Origin of the sequence: Erwinia billingiae Eb661, assembly GCF_000196615.1 — a bacterium.
Lineage (GTDB): Bacteria > Pseudomonadota > Gammaproteobacteria > Enterobacterales > Enterobacteriaceae > Erwinia > Erwinia billingiae.
Genome location: NC_014306.1, coordinates 416,211 through 432,370 on the forward strand (window position 1 = coordinate 416,211; position 16,160 = coordinate 432,370).

Here is a 16,160-nt window from a genome sequence, read left to right on the forward strand (position 1 = left end):
GTAAAAAATGTTAAAACTCAAAGCAGAATTGAGAAAAGGCGTCTTATACCTGCTCAAGAAAATGCCATGGTCTTATCAGGACCGAGTTTACTATTTTCACACTTTTAAGCGGTTACCTAACATTCGCCAGCCGAAACTGTTTAATGAGAAAATTCTGTACCGCAAATTCGTCACTGGCGACTATGTTCGTTATGGGAATCTTTCGGATAAAGTTTTAGTGCGCGATTACATAGCAAAAACAATTGGTGAAGAGTATTTAATTCCTTTGCTGCATGAAACGGCCGATCCGATTTCATTGCTGGGGCTTAAATCCTTAAAAAACACCGTTATTAAACCGAACCACGGTTCTGGTATGGTAGAAATCTTTCTTGAAGAACCAGACTGTATTCAAAAACAGTTGCTGGTGCGCCGCTGTGAAGAGTGGTTGCGCTGTGATTTCTCGCATCAGTCGCGGGAAATTCATTATCGCTACATTAAGCCGCGCATTCTGGTGGAAGAGTATGTTGGTGATGGCAAGTTTGCCGCCATCGATTACAAATTCCACATGTTCAACAAGAAAGACGGCAACTTTGAGTACGTGCTGCAGATCATCTACAACCGCTGTGGCAACTCACCGCTGTCGATGAACTTCTACGTCAACAACCTGGAGCAGTGCTTCTACAAGATCCGCGATACCGGACTGGATATCAGCGGGGATATGGAAACGTTGAAGAAGGCGCTGGAGCTGAGCAAAAAGCTGGCCAGTGACTTCGACTATGTTCGCGTTGACTGGTACATCAGCGAAGGGCAAATCTTCTTTGGTGAGCTGACCTTTACGCCGGGTGCAGGCATGGTGACCGGGCTGGATATGGGCCTGGATAAGATGATGGGTGATATGTGGTTGCAGGAACACAAAGCAGCCGTATTGCCAGCAACGTCAGGAAGCGTTACGCCGCTGCCGGTGGCCTTTAAGAAGTTTTGATTGAGCCGAATACAATAACGAGCCGCTGACTCTCTGAGTCAGCGGCTCGTTTGTTTTCAGGGCATAGGATAATCAGTTGGGGTGTGGCTCATCACGTCGATAAACACATCTTTGGTGATGTGCCAGAAGTTATGCAGGTTATCCATACTCAGAGTGATACCTAACAGCCCGGTAACGAACCAGCATGACATGCCGATACCCACGCCGGTGAAGACAAAGGCAATGCCTTTGTGGCTGGCCTGACGGCACTTCACGTTAAAGGTGCTGGCAATAAACATCATTACTGCACTAACCAGTTCCCATCTCATCAATACCAGGCTAGCGGTTAAGGTACCCATATCGTTCAAACTCCGAGATTTACTGCCCTGACAAGAGGCGGTGTCATCACCGATCCAGACGAAAAGTTGCCAGGTTGCTTTTCACTTGAACGGACATAACAGGTCACAGAAGTGTGATGACGGTCACATTATATCACTCGATTTTAAAATTTGAACAAAATTTAGACCTGGTATGGTAGTTTTTTGTCAGTGGAACATTAAGCCTTTTATTAACTGAGGTTTACCGATTTAATTCCAAAGTATGGGGAATAATCCGTATAGGGAAAGAATGAAAACCGTCTTACAGGCTATATTACTGCGCATAATTCCTTATATTTTGGAAAATAATTACTCTCCGATATCAATTTTATTTTTAATTTAAGGCAGTTAGCTTTATTTTGAGACGACAAATGACAATTAAACTCATTATAAATGATTAGCCCGATCGTCCGGTTCCACCTCTTATTTTCAACGGCACTGATGGAAACTCAGCAAAAACAGGTGCTTGATATTGCTAGCAATTAGCGGGGTTGTTCCATACTTAAACCTTACTTAGCTTTTATTTGACGTGACTTAAGTCAAATTACCTCTTTGAGATGAATCCGACCTCTTAAAAGTTGTACAACCCGCCAATGGGTTGTAGGATTTTTCATGGTAAAAATCCTTATAACTCATTCCCTTCCATTTCCACAGGGCGGGATCTCTACACCTCAAATACAGCTCCCGTCATATTCGCTAAAGCGAAATGCGGTAACGGAGCAATAAAAACAATAAAGGAGGCTTTGTGTTTTCGACTGACGCAAAACAGCGCCCGCTGACGCCTGATGACGTGGCGACCCTGAGTAGCCACTACGTGTTACGGGTCCAGCACAACCAACAGGGCCACATTACCTCTGTGGAAGCACTCCGTGCACAAGGCTAATTCAACGGCTAAAAAACCGCTGCTGACCTTACGCAAAAGTCTGCAACGCATTCATCTGGTGATCATCGTGGTGTCGCTGTTGTTCAGCGGCATCTCGTTGTCGGTGCTGTCGATGTTTGCCCTGCGCAGCTATGCGGAAAACAATCTCCAGCTGGTGGCCACCACCCTCGGCTACAGCGTGCAGCCGGCGGTGCTGGCGGGCGATGCGGATGCGGCTAACGACATCGTGCGGCAAATCGGGGCGAAGGCGGAGTTTGGCCACGTCAGAATTGTCGATGCCAGTAATCGCCTGCTGGTGAACTGGCCTCCATCCGGGGCGCAACATCATCAGGGCGCCGGGGAGCTGGTCACCCACTGGATTTTCCCGCAGCCTGCCAACGTGCCAATCGTGCACAACGGCAAGGTGATTGGACAGGTGTGGTTGAGCGGTGATGCCAGCCGGGTGCTGCATTATCTTAGCCAGGCGTTGAAGTGGCTGAGCGGCAGCCTGCTGGTGACCGCGCTGCTGGCCTCGTGCCTGTCCAACCGCATGCACGCGGGGATCCTCAGCGGGCTGCAAAATATTGCCTCAGTGGCGCACGACGTACGCCGACGGCGCGCCTTCTCGCTGCGGGTGCCGTCATCGTCGATTGCCGAGCTGAACAAGCTGAGCGGGGATTTCAACAGCCTGCTGGATGAGCTGTCAGACTGGCAGACCCATCTGCAGCGCGAAAACGACTCGCTGGCCCATCAGGCACGGCATGATGCGCTGACCGGTTTGCCTAACCGGACAGCGTTTGAGCAGGCGTTGCACACGCTGATGAACAACCCGCAAACCGCCGATCGGGTTGCGGTGCTGTTTATCGATGTTGACCGCTTTAAAGAGGTGAACGATACCTATGGTCACGCTGCCGGGGACAACGTGCTGACGGAAACGGCACATCGCCTGCGTGGCAGGTTGAGGAAAGATGATTTAGTGGCGCGTCTGGGCGGTGATGAGTTTGCGGTGCTGTTGGCGGGCATCGAAAACGGCGAGCAGGCGGCCAGAATGGCTGAAAACGTCATCGAAGCGATGCTCGAGCCGATCAGGCTGACCGACGGCAAGACGGTGGCGCAATCGCTGAGTATTGGCGTGGCGCTGGCCAAAAATCACCGCACCGGCGAGGCGATGATTGCCCAGGCCGATGCGGCGATGTACCACATCAAGGAACTGGGCGGCGGCTGGTACTTCTCCCCGTCATTCTGGGGACAGGATCCGCAGGCCGCGCCAAAGATGCGTAACCGGGCCTAGTTGCAGGCCGGGCTGTTGCTGTCCTGCTGCACTTTGCCGTAAGCGGAGCTGGCAAAGTCGCTGCAGTCGAAGCTGTAGCTCACCTGGCGGGTCAGCGACTGACGGCGCATGGTGTGACGGTAGGCAGTCGGCGTCTGCGAGAACTGGCGGCGGAACACGCGGGAGAAGGTCTGCTGCGAGTCGTAACCGTACTGCATGGCAATATCAAAAACCGGGCGCTGGGTCTGACTCAGCGCTTCGGCCGCCAGCGTCAGCCGACGCTCACGAATATAGCCGCCCAACGTCTGTTTGGTGACGGTGCGGAACATCCGCTGCAAATGCCACTTCGAATAGCCCGATTTCGCGGCCACTTCATCAATCGACAGGGTTTTATCCAGGTTGGTTTCAATCCAGTCGGTAAGGGTGTGGATGATGTCGTCATGCATGCTGCTCTTCTCCCTGGCGAAATAATTTCTGGTCGTCTTCTCAATGGCTGCTGAGTATAATTCCTCAAGTTAACTTGAGGTAAAGAGCTAAATGAAAAAAAGTCGCAACTGCCCCAACAAGCGAGAACTGACCCCAGGCGACGTAGCGCAACGCTGCGGCGTGGCGGTCTCTGCGCTGCACTTCTATGAAAGCAAAGGGTTAATCACCAGCTTCCGCAATGCCGGTAACCAGCGGCGCTATCACCGCGACGTGCTGCGCCGGGTAGCGATCGTGAAAATTGCGCAGCGCATCGGTATTCCGTTGGCCACCATTGGTGACCATCTGATGCAGCTGCCGGCGGGAAACCGCATGTCGCCGAAAGAGTGGAAGGTGCTGACCGAGAAATGGCGCGAGGAGTTGGATCGGCGCATCGAAACCTTAACCCGGCTGCGTGACGATCTGGACGGTTGCATTGGCTGCGGCTGTTTGTCGATGCAGGATTGCCCGCTGCGCAACCCGGACGACAGGCTGAGCGAGCGCGGCACCGGCGCAATCCTGCTGGAGTCTTAGCGGAAGTGAGCGGCATCAGGCTGTGGCGGAGGGTCTATACTGATAACTCTTCGTATAACACAAGGTTAGAGCATGATCACCGTTCACCATCTGAATAACTCCCGATCGCAGCGTGTGCTCTGGATGCTGGAAGAGCTGGAAGTGCCTTACCAGATCAAACGCTATCAGCGTGAGAGCACCATGCTGGCCCCGGACGCGCTGAAAAAAGTGCATCCGCTGGGTAAATCCCCGGTCATCACCGACGAAAATCGCGTGATTGCCGAATCCGGCGCGATCCTTGAATACCTCGCCGAGCGTTATGACGCAGAAAATCGCCTGAAACTAAATGATGAGGACGAGCGCCTGCAGTCTCGTTACTGGCTGCATTATGCCGAAGGGTCGTTAATGCCGCTGCTGGTGATGAAGCTGATCTTCAGCCGGATGGGCAAGCCGCCGGTGCCGTGGCTGCTGCGTCCCATTGGCAATGCCTTTGGTAAGGGCGTGCAGAAAGGCTATCTGGATAAACAGCTGGCGACCCATCGCGAATTTATCGAACAGCATCTGGCCAGCCACGCGTGGTTTGCCGGCGAGCAGTTCAGCATTGCCGACGTGCAGATGAGCTTCCCGATCCAGGCGCTGACCGCGCGAGGCGGTGCCGCCAACTCCCCGGCCATCCAGGCCTGGCTTGCGAAAGTGCAAAACCGTGCCGCCTGGCAGCGTGCGCTGCAACAGGGCGGTGAAGTGAAGCTCGACTGAATGGATTTCTGCCTGAAATGCCCCTGCGTTTCAGGTTGCTGCAAATATAGGTGCGATCAGGAGTTGATAATGCACTGATAAAGGCTGGATAATCGTTTGCCTTTAAAATAGTGCGGCTTAATGCGTGACGTAGTAAACGTTTGCCTTTTTTCCGAACGTTGCCCGGCTAACGGGTTTTCGCGGTCTGTGAACAGTGCGTCCTGGGATGGTGAAACGTTGAATCAGTCAGCTTCATGCGTCACGCATCAATAACTCATAAGAAATCTCAGGGGATTTTTCACTATGTCGACTCCTTCTCATCAGCCCGGCGGTTCGCTGGACAGCTGGTTTAACATTTCTGCGCGCGGCAGTTCGGTCCGTCAGGAAATTCTGGCGGGCCTGACCACCTTCCTTGCCATGGTTTATTCGGTGATCGTGGTGCCGTCTATGCTCGGCAAAGCCGGTTTTCCGCCGACGGCGGTCTTCGTCTCCACCTGTCTGGTAGCGGGCTTCGGATCGCTGATCATGGGCCTGTGGGCCAATCTACCGATGGCGATTGGTTGTGCAATCTCACTGACCGCCTTTACCGCCTTCAGCCTGGTATTGGGACAGCATATCAGCGTGCCGGTGGCGCTGGGTGCGGTGTTCCTGATGGGGATCCTGTTCACCATCATCTCCGCTACCGGCATCCGTTCGTGGATCCTGCGTAATCTGCCGATGGGCGTGGCGCACGGCACGGGCGTTGGGATTGGCCTGTTCCTGCTGCTGATCGCCGCGGACGGCGTTGGCCTGGTGGTCAAAAACCCTGCGCCGGGCTTGCCTGTGGCGCTCGGTGATTTCGCCTCGTTCCCGGTGATGATGTCGATGGTTGGCCTGGCGGCAATTTTCGGTCTGGAAAAGCTGCGCGTGCCGGGCGGCATTCTGCTGACCATTATCGCCATTTCCATTCTCGGGCTGATTTTTGATCCGGCGGTGAAGTACCAGGGGCTGTTTGCCATGCCAAGCCTGAATGATGCCAATGGTCATTCGCTGGTGTTCAGTCTGGACATTCTGGGTGCGCTGAAGCCTGCGGTACTGCCAAGCGTGCTGGCGCTGGTGATGACTGCGGTGTTTGACGCCACCGGCACCATCCGTGCCGTTGCCGGGCAGGCTAACCTGCTGGACAAAGACAATCAGATCATCAACGGCGGCAAGGCACTGACCACCGACTCGGTCAGCAGCATCTTCGCCGGTCTGGTGGGCGCATCGCCTGCGGCGGTGTATATCGAATCGGCGGCCGGTACGGCGGCGGGCGGCAAAACCGGCCTGACGGCAATCGTCGTCGGCCTGCTGTTCCTGGTGATCCTGTTCCTGTCGCCGCTGGCCTATCTGGTGCCGGGTTATGCCACGGCACCGGCGCTGATGTATGTCGGCCTGCTGATGTTGAGCAACGTATCAAAAATCAATTTTGACGATTTTGTTGATGCGATGTCCGGCCTGCTGGCCGCGGTGTTTATCGTGCTGACCTGTAATATCGTGACCGGCATCATGCTGGGCTTCGGTTCACTGGTGATTGGCCGTATTTTTGCGGGCGAATGGCGCAAGCTGAACGCCGGCACGGTGATTATCGCGGTGGCGCTGGTGGCATTCTATGCCGGCGGCTGGGCGATCTAAACCGTCAGGGGCCGCCCGTCGGCCCCTGATTTTAGCCTTTAAATGCATTAATCCCTCGATAGCGCACTTCCTGTTTTTAAACCCACCGCATTTTTGTTTTACTATTCTCTCAGGTCGATCGTTCCGACTGGCATTTGTGTATTTCGCAGGAAGACAGATAAGGACAACATGGAAATCTTCTTTACCATCCTCATTTTGACGCTGATGGTGTCGCTCTCAGGCGTCGCTGCCCGCATCATTCCGTTTCAAATCCCACTGCCGCTGGTGCAGATCGCCATGGGTGCCTTGCTCGCCTGGCCGACGTTTGGTTTGCACGTCGACTTCGATCCCGAGCTGTTCCTGGTGCTGTTTATCCCGCCGCTGCTGTTTGCCGATGGCTGGAAAACCCCGACCAGTGAGTTTCTGAACCACGGCCGCGAAATTATCGGGCTGGCGCTGGTGCTGGTGTTGATCACCGTGGTCGGGATTGGCTATCTGATTTACTGGCTGGTGCCGGGCATTCCTTTGCTGGCGGCCTTTGCGCTGGCAGCGGTGCTGTCACCGACCGATGCCGTGGCGTTGTCCGGCATTGTCGGGGAAGGGCGCATCCCGAAGAAAATCATGGCGATTTTGCAGGGCGAGGCGTTGATGAACGATGCCTCTGGCCTGGTGTCGCTGAAGTTTGCCGTCGCGGTAGCGATGGGCACCATGGTGTTTACCGTCTCCGGGGCCACCATCGAGTTCCTGAAGGTCGCGATTGGCGGGCTGTTAGCCGGTATCGCCATCTGCTGGCTGTACGGTAAATCGCTGCGTCTGCTCAGCCGCTGGAGCGGTGATGACCCGGCGACACAAACCGTGCTGCTGTTGCTGTTGCCGTTTGCCTCTTACCTGATTGCCGAACATATCGGCGTGTCCGGGATCCTCGCGGCGGTGGCGGCGGGGATGACCATTTCCCGTTCCGGCATTATCCGTCAGGCACCGCTGGCGATGCGTCTGCGTGCTAACAGCGTCTGGCAGATGCTGGAATTCGTGTTTAACGGCATGGTGTTCCTGATGTTGGGCCTGCAGCTGCCGGACATCCTCACCAACTCGATGAATCTGGCCGAAGCCGATCCTAACGTCGATTTCTGGATGCTGGCGCTGTCAGTGGTGCTGATTTACGCCGCGCTGATGATCGTGCGTTTTAGCTGGTTGTGGGCGATGCAGCAGATCAGCAAGCGCCTGCTTAAGAAGAAGCCGATGGAGTTCACCAGTTACTCAACGCGTGAGCTGCTGATTGCTTCGTTTGCCGGCGTGCGCGGAGCGATCACTCTGGCCGGTGTACTGTCGATTCCGCTGTTCCTGACCAATGGCGACGCCTTCCCGGCACGTTACGAGCTGGTGTTCCTGGCGACGGGCGTGATCCTGTTCTCGCTGTTGGTGGGTGTGATCCTGTTACCGTTATTGCTGCGTGGCATTGAAGGGATGGATAAAACCGCCCATCGTCATGAAGTGCAGATGGCGCGGGCAGTGATGGCCGGCACGGCGATTGAAAGTCTGCACAAGATGGAAGAGCGTCTGGCCGCCGATACCGAAGAGAACATCGATCCGGAGCTGGTAAAAGAGGTCAGTTCGCGCGTGACCGGCAACCTGCGCCGCCGCGTCGACGGCAAAGAGGATTTGGAGCGCGCGCTGTACGCCGAGAATCTGGAGCGCCGCTTCCGCCTGACGGCCCTGCGGGCTGAGCGAGGCGAGCTGTATCACCTGCGCGCCACGCAGAAAATCAGCAACGAAACCATGCAGAAATTACTGCACGATCTCGACCTGCTGGAAACGCTGCTGATCGAGAAAGAAGAGTAAATAGCGCAGGTCGTCTGGATGTGCTGGTGGCAGGGTGAGTGTGGGTTTTTGCTGTTAGCGCGGAGGTCGTCTGGGTGTGCTGGTGATTTGCTCAGGGAGAGAGGGGTGAACGCAAAGTCGCCGTAAACCCATCCCTGGGGGCTCAGCGGCGACATCCCTGTCGCCGATGCTTTGCTTATCACCCCTCTCACCCTTCCCCTCAAGCTTCAGCGTTGAATGGTCGATTGTGGACACACACGTCAAACCCATTTTTTTTGACCTGTGTGTCCACCGGCCCAATCCAAAACGTCAGTGTTAGTGGGTGGCGGCATAGAGCACGTTAGCCGGGTGTCTGCGGCAGGGATGCCGCAGCCAAGCCTCCAGGGATGGATTTACGGCGTCCCGGAAAATGTGCTCTATGCTGACGCCTTACCCCCGAAGCTGGTTTTGCCCTTCACTCTTTCAATCTCCCAACCGACAGCGTCGGGGCCTGGCCCGGCCAGAACTCGCGACAACAGGCAATCCATGCCTGCGCGCTTTTCGACAGATAGCTGCCTTCCCGCCAGATTAACCCCAGCTTCCACACCAAATCCGACTCTAACGGTAGCCACAACAGATGCTTCTTATCCAGACGCTGGCAAATCGGCTCGGGCAGGATCGCCACGCCCATGCCCGCCTGCACCATCGCCGCGAGGAAATCCCACTGGCCGCTGCGCACCGCGATCTGTGGCGCAAAACCGCTGTTTTGAAACGCCTTCATTAACTGCCGGTTTAACGAAAACTCCTCGTTATAAATCAGGATCGGATGCCCGGCTAACTCCGCAATCGGAATATGCGTGCGCCGCAACCATTCACTGGTGCGCGGCACCAATACGCATAACGGATGACTCATCAACGGCAGCGAATTGAGCGGCAAATCATCGGCCACCGGCAATGCGGTCAACGCGATATCCAACGTGCCGGACAACACCGCCTGCTGCACGGTGAGGCCGCCAAATTCGGAAATCTTCAGCTCCACGCCGGGATAACGGTGACGGAAGGCCGAAATCGAACCGGCAATCTGCATCCCGACCATCGGCGGGATCCCCAGCCTCAGCTCGCCGGTTTTTAAATCATTGATATCGGTGATTTCCGCTTCCAGCTGCTTAAACTCCTGCAGGATGGTCAGCCCGCGCTGATAAACCGCCTGCCCGGTATCGGTCAGATGCAGCTTGCGGCCTTCGCGGATCAGCAGCGTGCAGCCCAACTCATCTTCCAGCTGGCGCAGCATCTTGCTGATGGTCGGTTGGGTGACAAACAGCTGCTCCGCCGCCCGGGTAAAGCTTTGCTGGCGGACCACTTCGACAAAATAACGCAGGGCTCGGACGTCCATAAACATTCCTGAATGGCATAGTTTGAATAATATTAAGTCATTTTTTTCACTCTTTGTTACCGATTTATACTACCCACTCGCAATCTCGGGGAGAGGTCATTATGGCGTTAGCATTACATCCGCAAAGAACGGGCTGGCTGCAACGTGTTCAGGTGCCATTACAGGTGGCGCTGTACGTCGGATTCTTTTTAGTGGCTGAGCAACTGGTGGACTGGCTCCACCTGCCGCTGCCGGCCAATATCGTCGGCATGCTGCTGTTGCTGGCGCTGATTATGCTGCGCGTGCTGCCGCTGGACTGGGTTAAAGCCGGATCCCGCTGGCTGCTGGCGGAAATGCTGCTGTTCTTTGTGCCGGCGGTGGTGGCGGTGGTCAACTACTCGCAACTGCTGCGCGTCGAAGGCTGGCGCATCATGCTGGTGATCGGCATCAGTACGCTGCTGGTGCTGGCAACCACCGCGCTGGTGGTCGATCGCGTTTATCGCTTCGAAATCTGGCTGGCGGAACGCAAACAGGCGCGCAACCATGAATGATCTGCGGGTCAGCGTACTCTGTCTGATCGCCACGCTGGCGATCTACTTCCTTAACAAACGACTCTATCGCCGCTGGCATAAACTGCTGATGATGCCGCTGGTGATGACGCCGATGGTGCTGGTGGCGTTGCTGGTGATCACCCATATCTCCTGGCAGAACTATATCGGCGAAAGCCACTGGCTGCTGTGGCTGCTCGGCCCGGCAACGCTGGCCTTTGCCGTGCCGGTGTATGAAAACCTGGCGATAATCCGCCGCCACTGGATGTCGCTGAGCGCCGGGGTGATCACCGCCACCTCGGTTGCCGTGTTCAGCTCGGTGTGGCTGGCGCGCATGTTAACGCTGCCGGAAGCCATCCAGCGCAGCCTGGCGGTGCGCTCGATCACCACGCCTTTTGCGCTGGCCGCCGCGAAACAGCTCGGTGGACAGCCGGACCTGGTGGCGCTGTTTGTGGTGATCACCGGGGTGTTTGGTATGGCAGTGGGCGACGTGCTGTTTATCCGTCTGGCGGTGAAACAGGGCATGGCGAAAGGGGCCGGATTTGGCGCGGCGTCGCACGGTGCCGGCACCGCCCGCGCCTATGAAATCGGCCAGGAAGAGGGCGTGGTATCAAGCCTGGTGATGATGCTGTCTGGCGTAGTGACGGTGATTATCGCCCCGGCGATTGGCCATTTACTGTGGGCCACGGTCTGACAGACACATCCTGTTACTGCTGTTTTGTAATGTTAACTAAATTCTGCGTTCTGTCAGTGATGTCTCATAGGAATACGCTGGCAGTTGGTTTACTCTGCGAGGCCGCCCGTACAGGGTGTGAGTAAATTCATCAGGAGAATAAAAAATGAAAGCAGTGGCAACTACCGCAGGCGCACTGGCGCTTCTGGCGCTGGCAGGATCCGCGCAGGCAATCGATGGCGGCGTTGACGTCGGTCGTGATTACACCAACCTGCACCTGGGTCTGGGCACCGATTCCCCAGGATTTGCGCTTTCAGGTGACTGGCTGCGTAGCGATCATGATGGCAACGTTGAGAGCCTGGGTCTGGGTTATAACGTCGCGATTGGCGATGTGTTCCTGTCGCCTGGCGCGAAAGTGATGTCGACCAACCCAACTGACAGCAAAGATGGCTATGCCGTTGCCGTCGGTGCTGGCGTGAAGGTGCCGGTCACCCATATGTTCAACGTATTTGGTGAGTACTACTACTCGCCGGACGCGTTCTCCAGCCATATCGACAACTACCAGGAAGCCTCTGGCGGCGTGAGCTTCCAGCCAATCTCGCTGGTTGACGTGCGCGTGGGCTATAAGTACATGACCATGAACGGCAAAGACGGTCGTAAAGACAACGTCATTGCTGATGGTCCTTATGTCGGTGCGTCAGTTCACTTCTGATGCGCAAGGGCGGATCGTTCGATCCGCCCCTCAACGCCCGTTTAGTGTGATTTCCCGCCTTCAATCCCGACACCCGTCTGTGAACGTACAAACTGTGCCTGGAAGCGCTTACGCTCCTCTGCGCCCGATGCCGAACTGTCGGTGATCGAGAACAGCCAGGTGCCGATAAAGGCCGCTAACATCGAGAACAGCGCCGGATACTCATACGGGAAGATCGCTTTGGCATTGCCCAGCACCTGAACCCAGATTGTCGGGCCCAGCACCATCAGCATCACCGCCGTAATCAGCCCCAGCCAGCCGCCAATCATCGCGCCGCGCGTGGTCAGTTTCGACCAGTACATCGACAGCAGGATAATCGGGAAGTTACAGCTCGCCGCGATAGAGAACGCCAGCCCGACCATAAAGGCGATGTTCTGCTTCTCGAACATAATCCCCAGCGCGATGGCGACAAAGCCCAGCAGCACCACGGTAATTTTCGATACCCGCAGCTCCTGCAGCTCGGTGGCCTGGCCTTTGCGGAACACGCTGGCATACAGGTCATGAGAGACCGCCGAAGCGCCCGCCAGGGTCAGACCGGCGACCACCGCCAGAATGGTGGCAAAGGCCACGGCAGAGATAAAGCCGAGGAACAGGCTGCCGCCAACCGCATCCGCCAGATGCACCGCCGCCATATTGTTGCCGCCGATCAGCACGCCGCTGGCATCCTTAAACGCCGGATTCGCGCCGACCAGCAGGATCGCACCAAAGCCGATAATAAATGTCAGGAAGTAGAAATAGCCCATAAAGCCGGTGGCGTAGAACACGCTTTTGCGCGCTTCACGGGCATCGCTGACGGTGAAGAAACGCATCAAAATATGTGGCAGGCCAGCGGTACCAAACATCAGTCCCAGCCCCAACGACAGCGCGGAGATGGGGTCGTGAACCAGCCCGCCAGGACGCATAATTTCAACGCCTTTCGGGTGCACCGCCATCGCCTGGGTAAACAGGTTATTGAAGCTGAAGCCGACGGTTTTCATCACCATAAACGCCATAAACGACGCGCCGAACAGCAGCAGCACGGCTTTGATGATCTGCACCCAGGTGGTGGCCAGCATGCCGCCGAACAACACATACATCACCATCAAAATCCCGACCAGCACCACCGCAACATGATAATCCAGGCCGAACAGCAGCTGGATCAGCTTGCCTGCGCCCACCATCTGCGCAATCAGATACAGCGCCACCACCACCAGTGAACCACAGGCGGACAGCGTGCGGATCGGCATCTGTTTCAGACGATAGGACGCCACGTCCGCGAAGGTATAGCGCCCCAGGTTACGCAGACGCTCGGCAATCAGGAACAGGATGATCGGCCAGCCGACAAGGAATCCCAGCGAATAGATCAGCCCGTCATACCCGGAGGTATAAACCAGCGCGGAAATACCCAAAAATGACGCGGCGGACATAAAGTCACCGGCCATCGCCAGCCCGTTCTGGAAGCCGGTAATATTGCCGCCGGCGGTATAATAATCGCTGCGCGAGCGGGTACGTTTCGACGCCCAGTAGGTAATCCCCAGCGTAAAGGCGACAAAAATCAGGAACATCACGATCGCTTCGTAATTGGTGGGCTGCTTTTGCACCGCACCGGTGATCGCGTCCGCCGCCAGGGCAGAGAACGGCAGCAGCGCCGCCAGACAGAGCAATAAACGAGGGCGCTTCATCCTTTCACCTCTTTCAGCAGTTCACGGGTTAAGCGGTCGAATTCACCGTTGGCGCGCCAGACGTAGACGCCGGTCAGCAGGAAAGAGATCACGATCAGGCCAATACCAATGGGAATACCACGGGTCACGTTGGTACCGGCATGCAGAGGCGCGCCCAGCCAGCCAGGCGCAAAGGCAATTAACAGAATAAAACCTACGTACAGGATGAGCATGATGACGGAGAGCAGAGTGGCAAAGGCCTGGCGTTTTCTCACCAGTTCTTTAAAGCGTGCACTCTTTTCTATCCGTTGATAAATAAGTTCATTCATCACAGAGTCTCCAGAGGTATAAGTACAGGGTTTATTTTTTTAAAAAGGGTAATGGTCAGTAGAAGGAATAATGGGCAGCGTTATTAACGACTTTTTATTACGCTGCCCATCAATAAAGGAAATCTATTAACCGGACTTAAGGCATCTTAATAGACTGTTTCTCTTCAAGTAGTTTTTCTACCACGCCAGGATCGGCCAGGGTTGAGGTATCGCCAAGATTGCTGGTATCGCCGGAGGCAATTTTGCGCAGGATACGGCGCATAATTTTCCCCGAGCGGGTTTTTGGCAGTGAATCCGTCCAGTGCAAGACGTCCGGCGTGGCAATCGGGCCAATCTCTTTACGCACCCAGTTACGCACTTCGGCATACAGCTCTGCTGACGGTTCTTCACCGCTGTTCAGGGTGATATAGGCATAAATCGCCTGGCCTTTAATGCTGTGCTGAATACCGACCACTGCCGCTTCGGCAATTTTCGGATGCGACACCAGCGCCGACTCAATCTCTGCCGTGCCCAGGCGGTGGCCTGAGACGTTCAGCACGTCATCCACGCGGCCGGTGATCCAGTAGTAGCCATCTTCATCGCGACGGGCACCGTCTCCGCTGAAGTACATGTTCTTAAAGGTGGAGAAGTAGGTCTGTTCAAAGCGATCGTGATCGCCGTACAGCGTGCGCGCCTGGCCCGGCCAGGAGTCGACAATCACCAGATTGCCTTCGCCCGCGCCTTCCTGCGGATTGCCTTCGTTGTCCACCAGTGCCGGCTGCACGCCGAAGAACGGCTTGGTGGCCGAACCGGCTTTCAGCTCGGTGGCACCCGGCAGCGGGGTGATCATAAAGCCGCCGGTTTCGGTCTGCCACCAGGTATCGACGATCGGGCAACGGCCGTCGCCAATCTTGTTGTAATACCATTCCCAGGCTTCCGGGTTAATCGGCTCGCCGACCGAACCCATAATGCGCAGGCTGCTGCGATCGGTGCCTGCAATCGCCTTGTCGCCTTCGGCCATCAGGGCGCGAATGGCGGTCGGCGCGGTGTACAGCAGGGTGACCTTATGCTTATCGACCACTTCGGCCATGCGGCTGGGTTTCGGCCAGTTTGGCACCCCTTCAAACATCAGCGTGGTGGCGCCACAGGCTAGCGGGCCATACAACAGATAGCTGTGCCCGGTGATCCAGCCAACGTCAGCGGTACACCAGTAAACGTCATCCGGATGATAATCAAAGACATATTTGAAGGTGGTCGCCGCATACACCAGATAGCCACCGGTGGTGTGCAGCACGCCTTTCGGCTTGCCGGTGGAGCCGGAGGTATAAAGGATAAACAGCGGATCTTCCGCGTTCATCTCTTCGGGCTGATGGTGGGCGCTGGCTTTGTTGACCAGCTCGTGCCACCAGAGATCGCGACCATTTTCCCAGGCCACCTCTTTGCCGGTGCGGCGAAACACCACCACGTTGGCGATCGATGTCACCCCAGGATTGGCCAGCGCATCGTCGACGTTTTTCTTTAGCGGGATTGAACGGCCGGCGCGCACGCCTTCATCGGCGGTGACCACCAGCCGGGCGTTGGAGTCGATAATACGGCCGGCAACGGCTTCCGGTGAAAAGCCGCCAAAAATAACCGAATGCACCGCGCCAATGCGGGCGCAGGCGAGCATGGCAACGGCCGCTTCAGGCACCATTGGCATATAAATAGCCACCACATCGCCGCGCTTCACGCCGAGTTCCAGCAGCACGTTGGCAAAGCGACAGACTTCCCGGTGTAACTCGCGGAAGGTCAGGGTTTTGCTTTCACTGGCATCATCGCCTTCCCAGATAATTGCCGGATGGTCACCGCGGCTGTGCAGATGGCGATCGAGACAGTTGGCCGCCAGGTTCAGCGTGCCGTCTTCAAACCAGCGGATAGTGATATTGCCCGGCGCGAACGAGGTGTTCTTCACCGCGGTATAGGGTTTGATCCAGTCGAGAATTTTACCTTCCTGGCCCCAAAAGGCATCGGGGTCCTGCACGGACTGCTGGTACATGGACTCATACTGCTGGGCATTAATCAGGGTGTTTTCCGCAATATTGGCGGGAACAGGATGTCGGTGTTGTTGGCTCATGGCTATTCTCCTTGAAGATGTTAATGATATGTCAATCAAAGGTTAATTGAAGCGAGCCGGGGAGTTTTGTTTGCTTTTTGCGCCACAGATCACGTCATAACAACAGGTAATGAAAAGCGCGAAAACGGCCGCCGGAGACGCGAAATTTGCCTTTATTTCCGTCGGTC

The 16,160-nt window shown here is 55.9% G+C and carries 16 protein-coding genes; 10 read left to right on the forward strand and 6 right to left on the reverse strand.

What is annotated here, in order from left to right; translation table 11 throughout:
- The first annotated feature begins 7 nt into the window (after positions 1–7).
- Positions 8–961, forward strand: a complete 954-nt coding sequence (locus tag EBC_RS03280) for an ATP-grasp fold amidoligase family protein (RefSeq protein WP_013200388.1) — start codon at positions 8–10, stop codon at positions 959–961.
- Positions 962–1,017: 56 nt separating this feature from the next.
- Here the strand turns inward: EBC_RS03280 and EBC_RS03285 are convergent, their stop codons facing one another.
- Positions 1,018–1,299, reverse strand: coding sequence for a YjcB family protein (locus EBC_RS03285; protein ID WP_013200389.1), 282 nt, complete (start codon positions 1,297–1,299; stop codon positions 1,018–1,020).
- Positions 1,300–2,062: 763 nt separating this feature from the next.
- Between EBC_RS03285 and EBC_RS25675 the strand changes: the two genes are divergently transcribed.
- Entirely contained in the window at positions 2,063–2,200 is a 138-nt protein-coding gene (locus EBC_RS25675) for a hypothetical protein (protein ID WP_157868001.1), read from the forward strand.
- Positions 2,187–3,470, forward strand: coding sequence for a diguanylate cyclase domain-containing protein (locus EBC_RS03290; RefSeq protein ID WP_013200390.1), 1,284 nt, complete (start codon positions 2,187–2,189; stop codon positions 3,468–3,470). The genes EBC_RS25675 and EBC_RS03290 overlap by 14 nt, the downstream gene beginning before the upstream one ends.
- Here the strand turns inward: EBC_RS03290 and soxS are convergent.
- The gene (gene soxS / locus EBC_RS03295) at positions 3,467–3,895 is read right to left on the reverse strand and encodes a superoxide response transcriptional regulator SoxS (RefSeq protein ID WP_013200391.1); all 429 of its coding nucleotides are present in this window, start codon (positions 3,893–3,895) and stop codon (positions 3,467–3,469) included. The two genes, EBC_RS03290 and soxS, sit on opposite strands and share 4 nt — an antisense overlap.
- Before the next feature lie 91 nt (positions 3,896–3,986).
- Here soxS and soxR point away from each other — a divergent pair, with 91 nt between their 5' ends.
- The 4 genes from soxR to EBC_RS03315 all read left to right on the forward strand — a co-directional run bounded on the left by soxR (position 3,987) and on the right by EBC_RS03315 (position 8,630).
- The gene (gene soxR / locus EBC_RS03300) at positions 3,987–4,445 is read left to right on the forward strand and encodes a redox-sensitive transcriptional activator SoxR (RefSeq protein WP_013200392.1); all 459 of its coding nucleotides are present in this window, start codon (positions 3,987–3,989) and stop codon (positions 4,443–4,445) included.
- A gap of 72 nt (positions 4,446–4,517) precedes the next feature.
- Complete coding sequence (locus EBC_RS03305) at positions 4,518–5,180, forward strand: glutathione S-transferase family protein (protein WP_013200393.1); 663 nt, start codon at positions 4,518–4,520, stop codon at positions 5,178–5,180.
- A gap of 282 nt (positions 5,181–5,462) precedes the next feature.
- Positions 5,463–6,812 (forward strand): NCS2 family permease, encoded by a 1,350-nt coding sequence (locus EBC_RS03310; protein WP_013200394.1) that lies wholly within the window; start codon positions 5,463–5,465, stop codon positions 6,810–6,812.
- A 168-nt stretch (positions 6,813–6,980) separates the two neighbouring features.
- The gene (locus EBC_RS03315; protein WP_013200395.1) at positions 6,981–8,630 is read left to right on the forward strand and encodes a Na+/H+ antiporter; all 1,650 of its coding nucleotides are present in this window, start codon (positions 6,981–6,983) and stop codon (positions 8,628–8,630) included.
- Between the two features lie 433 nt (positions 8,631–9,063).
- Here the strand turns inward: EBC_RS03315 and EBC_RS03320 are convergent, their stop codons facing one another.
- A complete protein-coding gene (locus EBC_RS03320; protein ID WP_013200396.1) occupies positions 9,064–9,981 on the reverse strand; it encodes a LysR family transcriptional regulator in 918 nt (305 codons plus the stop codon).
- Positions 9,982–10,082: 101 nt separating this feature from the next.
- On the opposite strand from EBC_RS03320, the gene EBC_RS03325 reads away from it, so the two are divergent.
- The 3 genes from EBC_RS03325 to EBC_RS03335 all read left to right on the forward strand — a co-directional run bounded on the left by EBC_RS03325 (position 10,083) and on the right by EBC_RS03335 (position 11,893).
- Positions 10,083–10,511, forward strand: coding sequence for a CidA/LrgA family protein (locus EBC_RS03325; RefSeq protein WP_013200397.1), 429 nt, complete (start codon positions 10,083–10,085; stop codon positions 10,509–10,511).
- Entirely contained in the window at positions 10,504–11,202 is a 699-nt protein-coding gene (locus EBC_RS03330; protein WP_013200398.1) for an LrgB family protein, read from the forward strand. Before EBC_RS03325 ends, EBC_RS03330 begins: the two co-directional genes overlap by 8 nt.
- Before the next feature lie 145 nt (positions 11,203–11,347).
- Positions 11,348–11,893 (forward strand): YfaZ family outer membrane protein, encoded by a 546-nt coding sequence (locus tag EBC_RS03335; RefSeq protein WP_013200399.1) that lies wholly within the window; start codon positions 11,348–11,350, stop codon positions 11,891–11,893.
- A 41-nt stretch (positions 11,894–11,934) separates the two neighbouring features.
- Here the strand turns inward: EBC_RS03335 and EBC_RS03340 are convergent, their stop codons facing one another.
- The 3 genes from EBC_RS03340 to acs all read right to left on the reverse strand — a co-directional run bounded on the left by EBC_RS03340 (position 11,935) and on the right by acs (position 15,993).
- On the reverse strand, positions 11,935–13,593 hold the full coding sequence (locus EBC_RS03340; RefSeq protein WP_013200400.1) for a cation acetate symporter: 1,659 nt from the start codon (positions 13,591–13,593) through the stop codon (positions 11,935–11,937).
- The gene (locus EBC_RS03345; protein WP_013200401.1) at positions 13,590–13,901 is read right to left on the reverse strand and encodes a DUF485 domain-containing protein; all 312 of its coding nucleotides are present in this window, start codon (positions 13,899–13,901) and stop codon (positions 13,590–13,592) included. The genes EBC_RS03340 and EBC_RS03345 overlap by 4 nt, the downstream gene beginning before the upstream one ends.
- A 136-nt stretch (positions 13,902–14,037) precedes the next feature.
- Positions 14,038–15,993: an acetate--CoA ligase gene (gene acs, locus EBC_RS03350; RefSeq protein WP_013200402.1), complete on the reverse strand. Its 1,956-nt coding sequence runs from the start codon at positions 15,991–15,993 to the stop codon at positions 14,038–14,040.
- Positions 15,994–16,160: the final 167 nt, after the last annotated feature.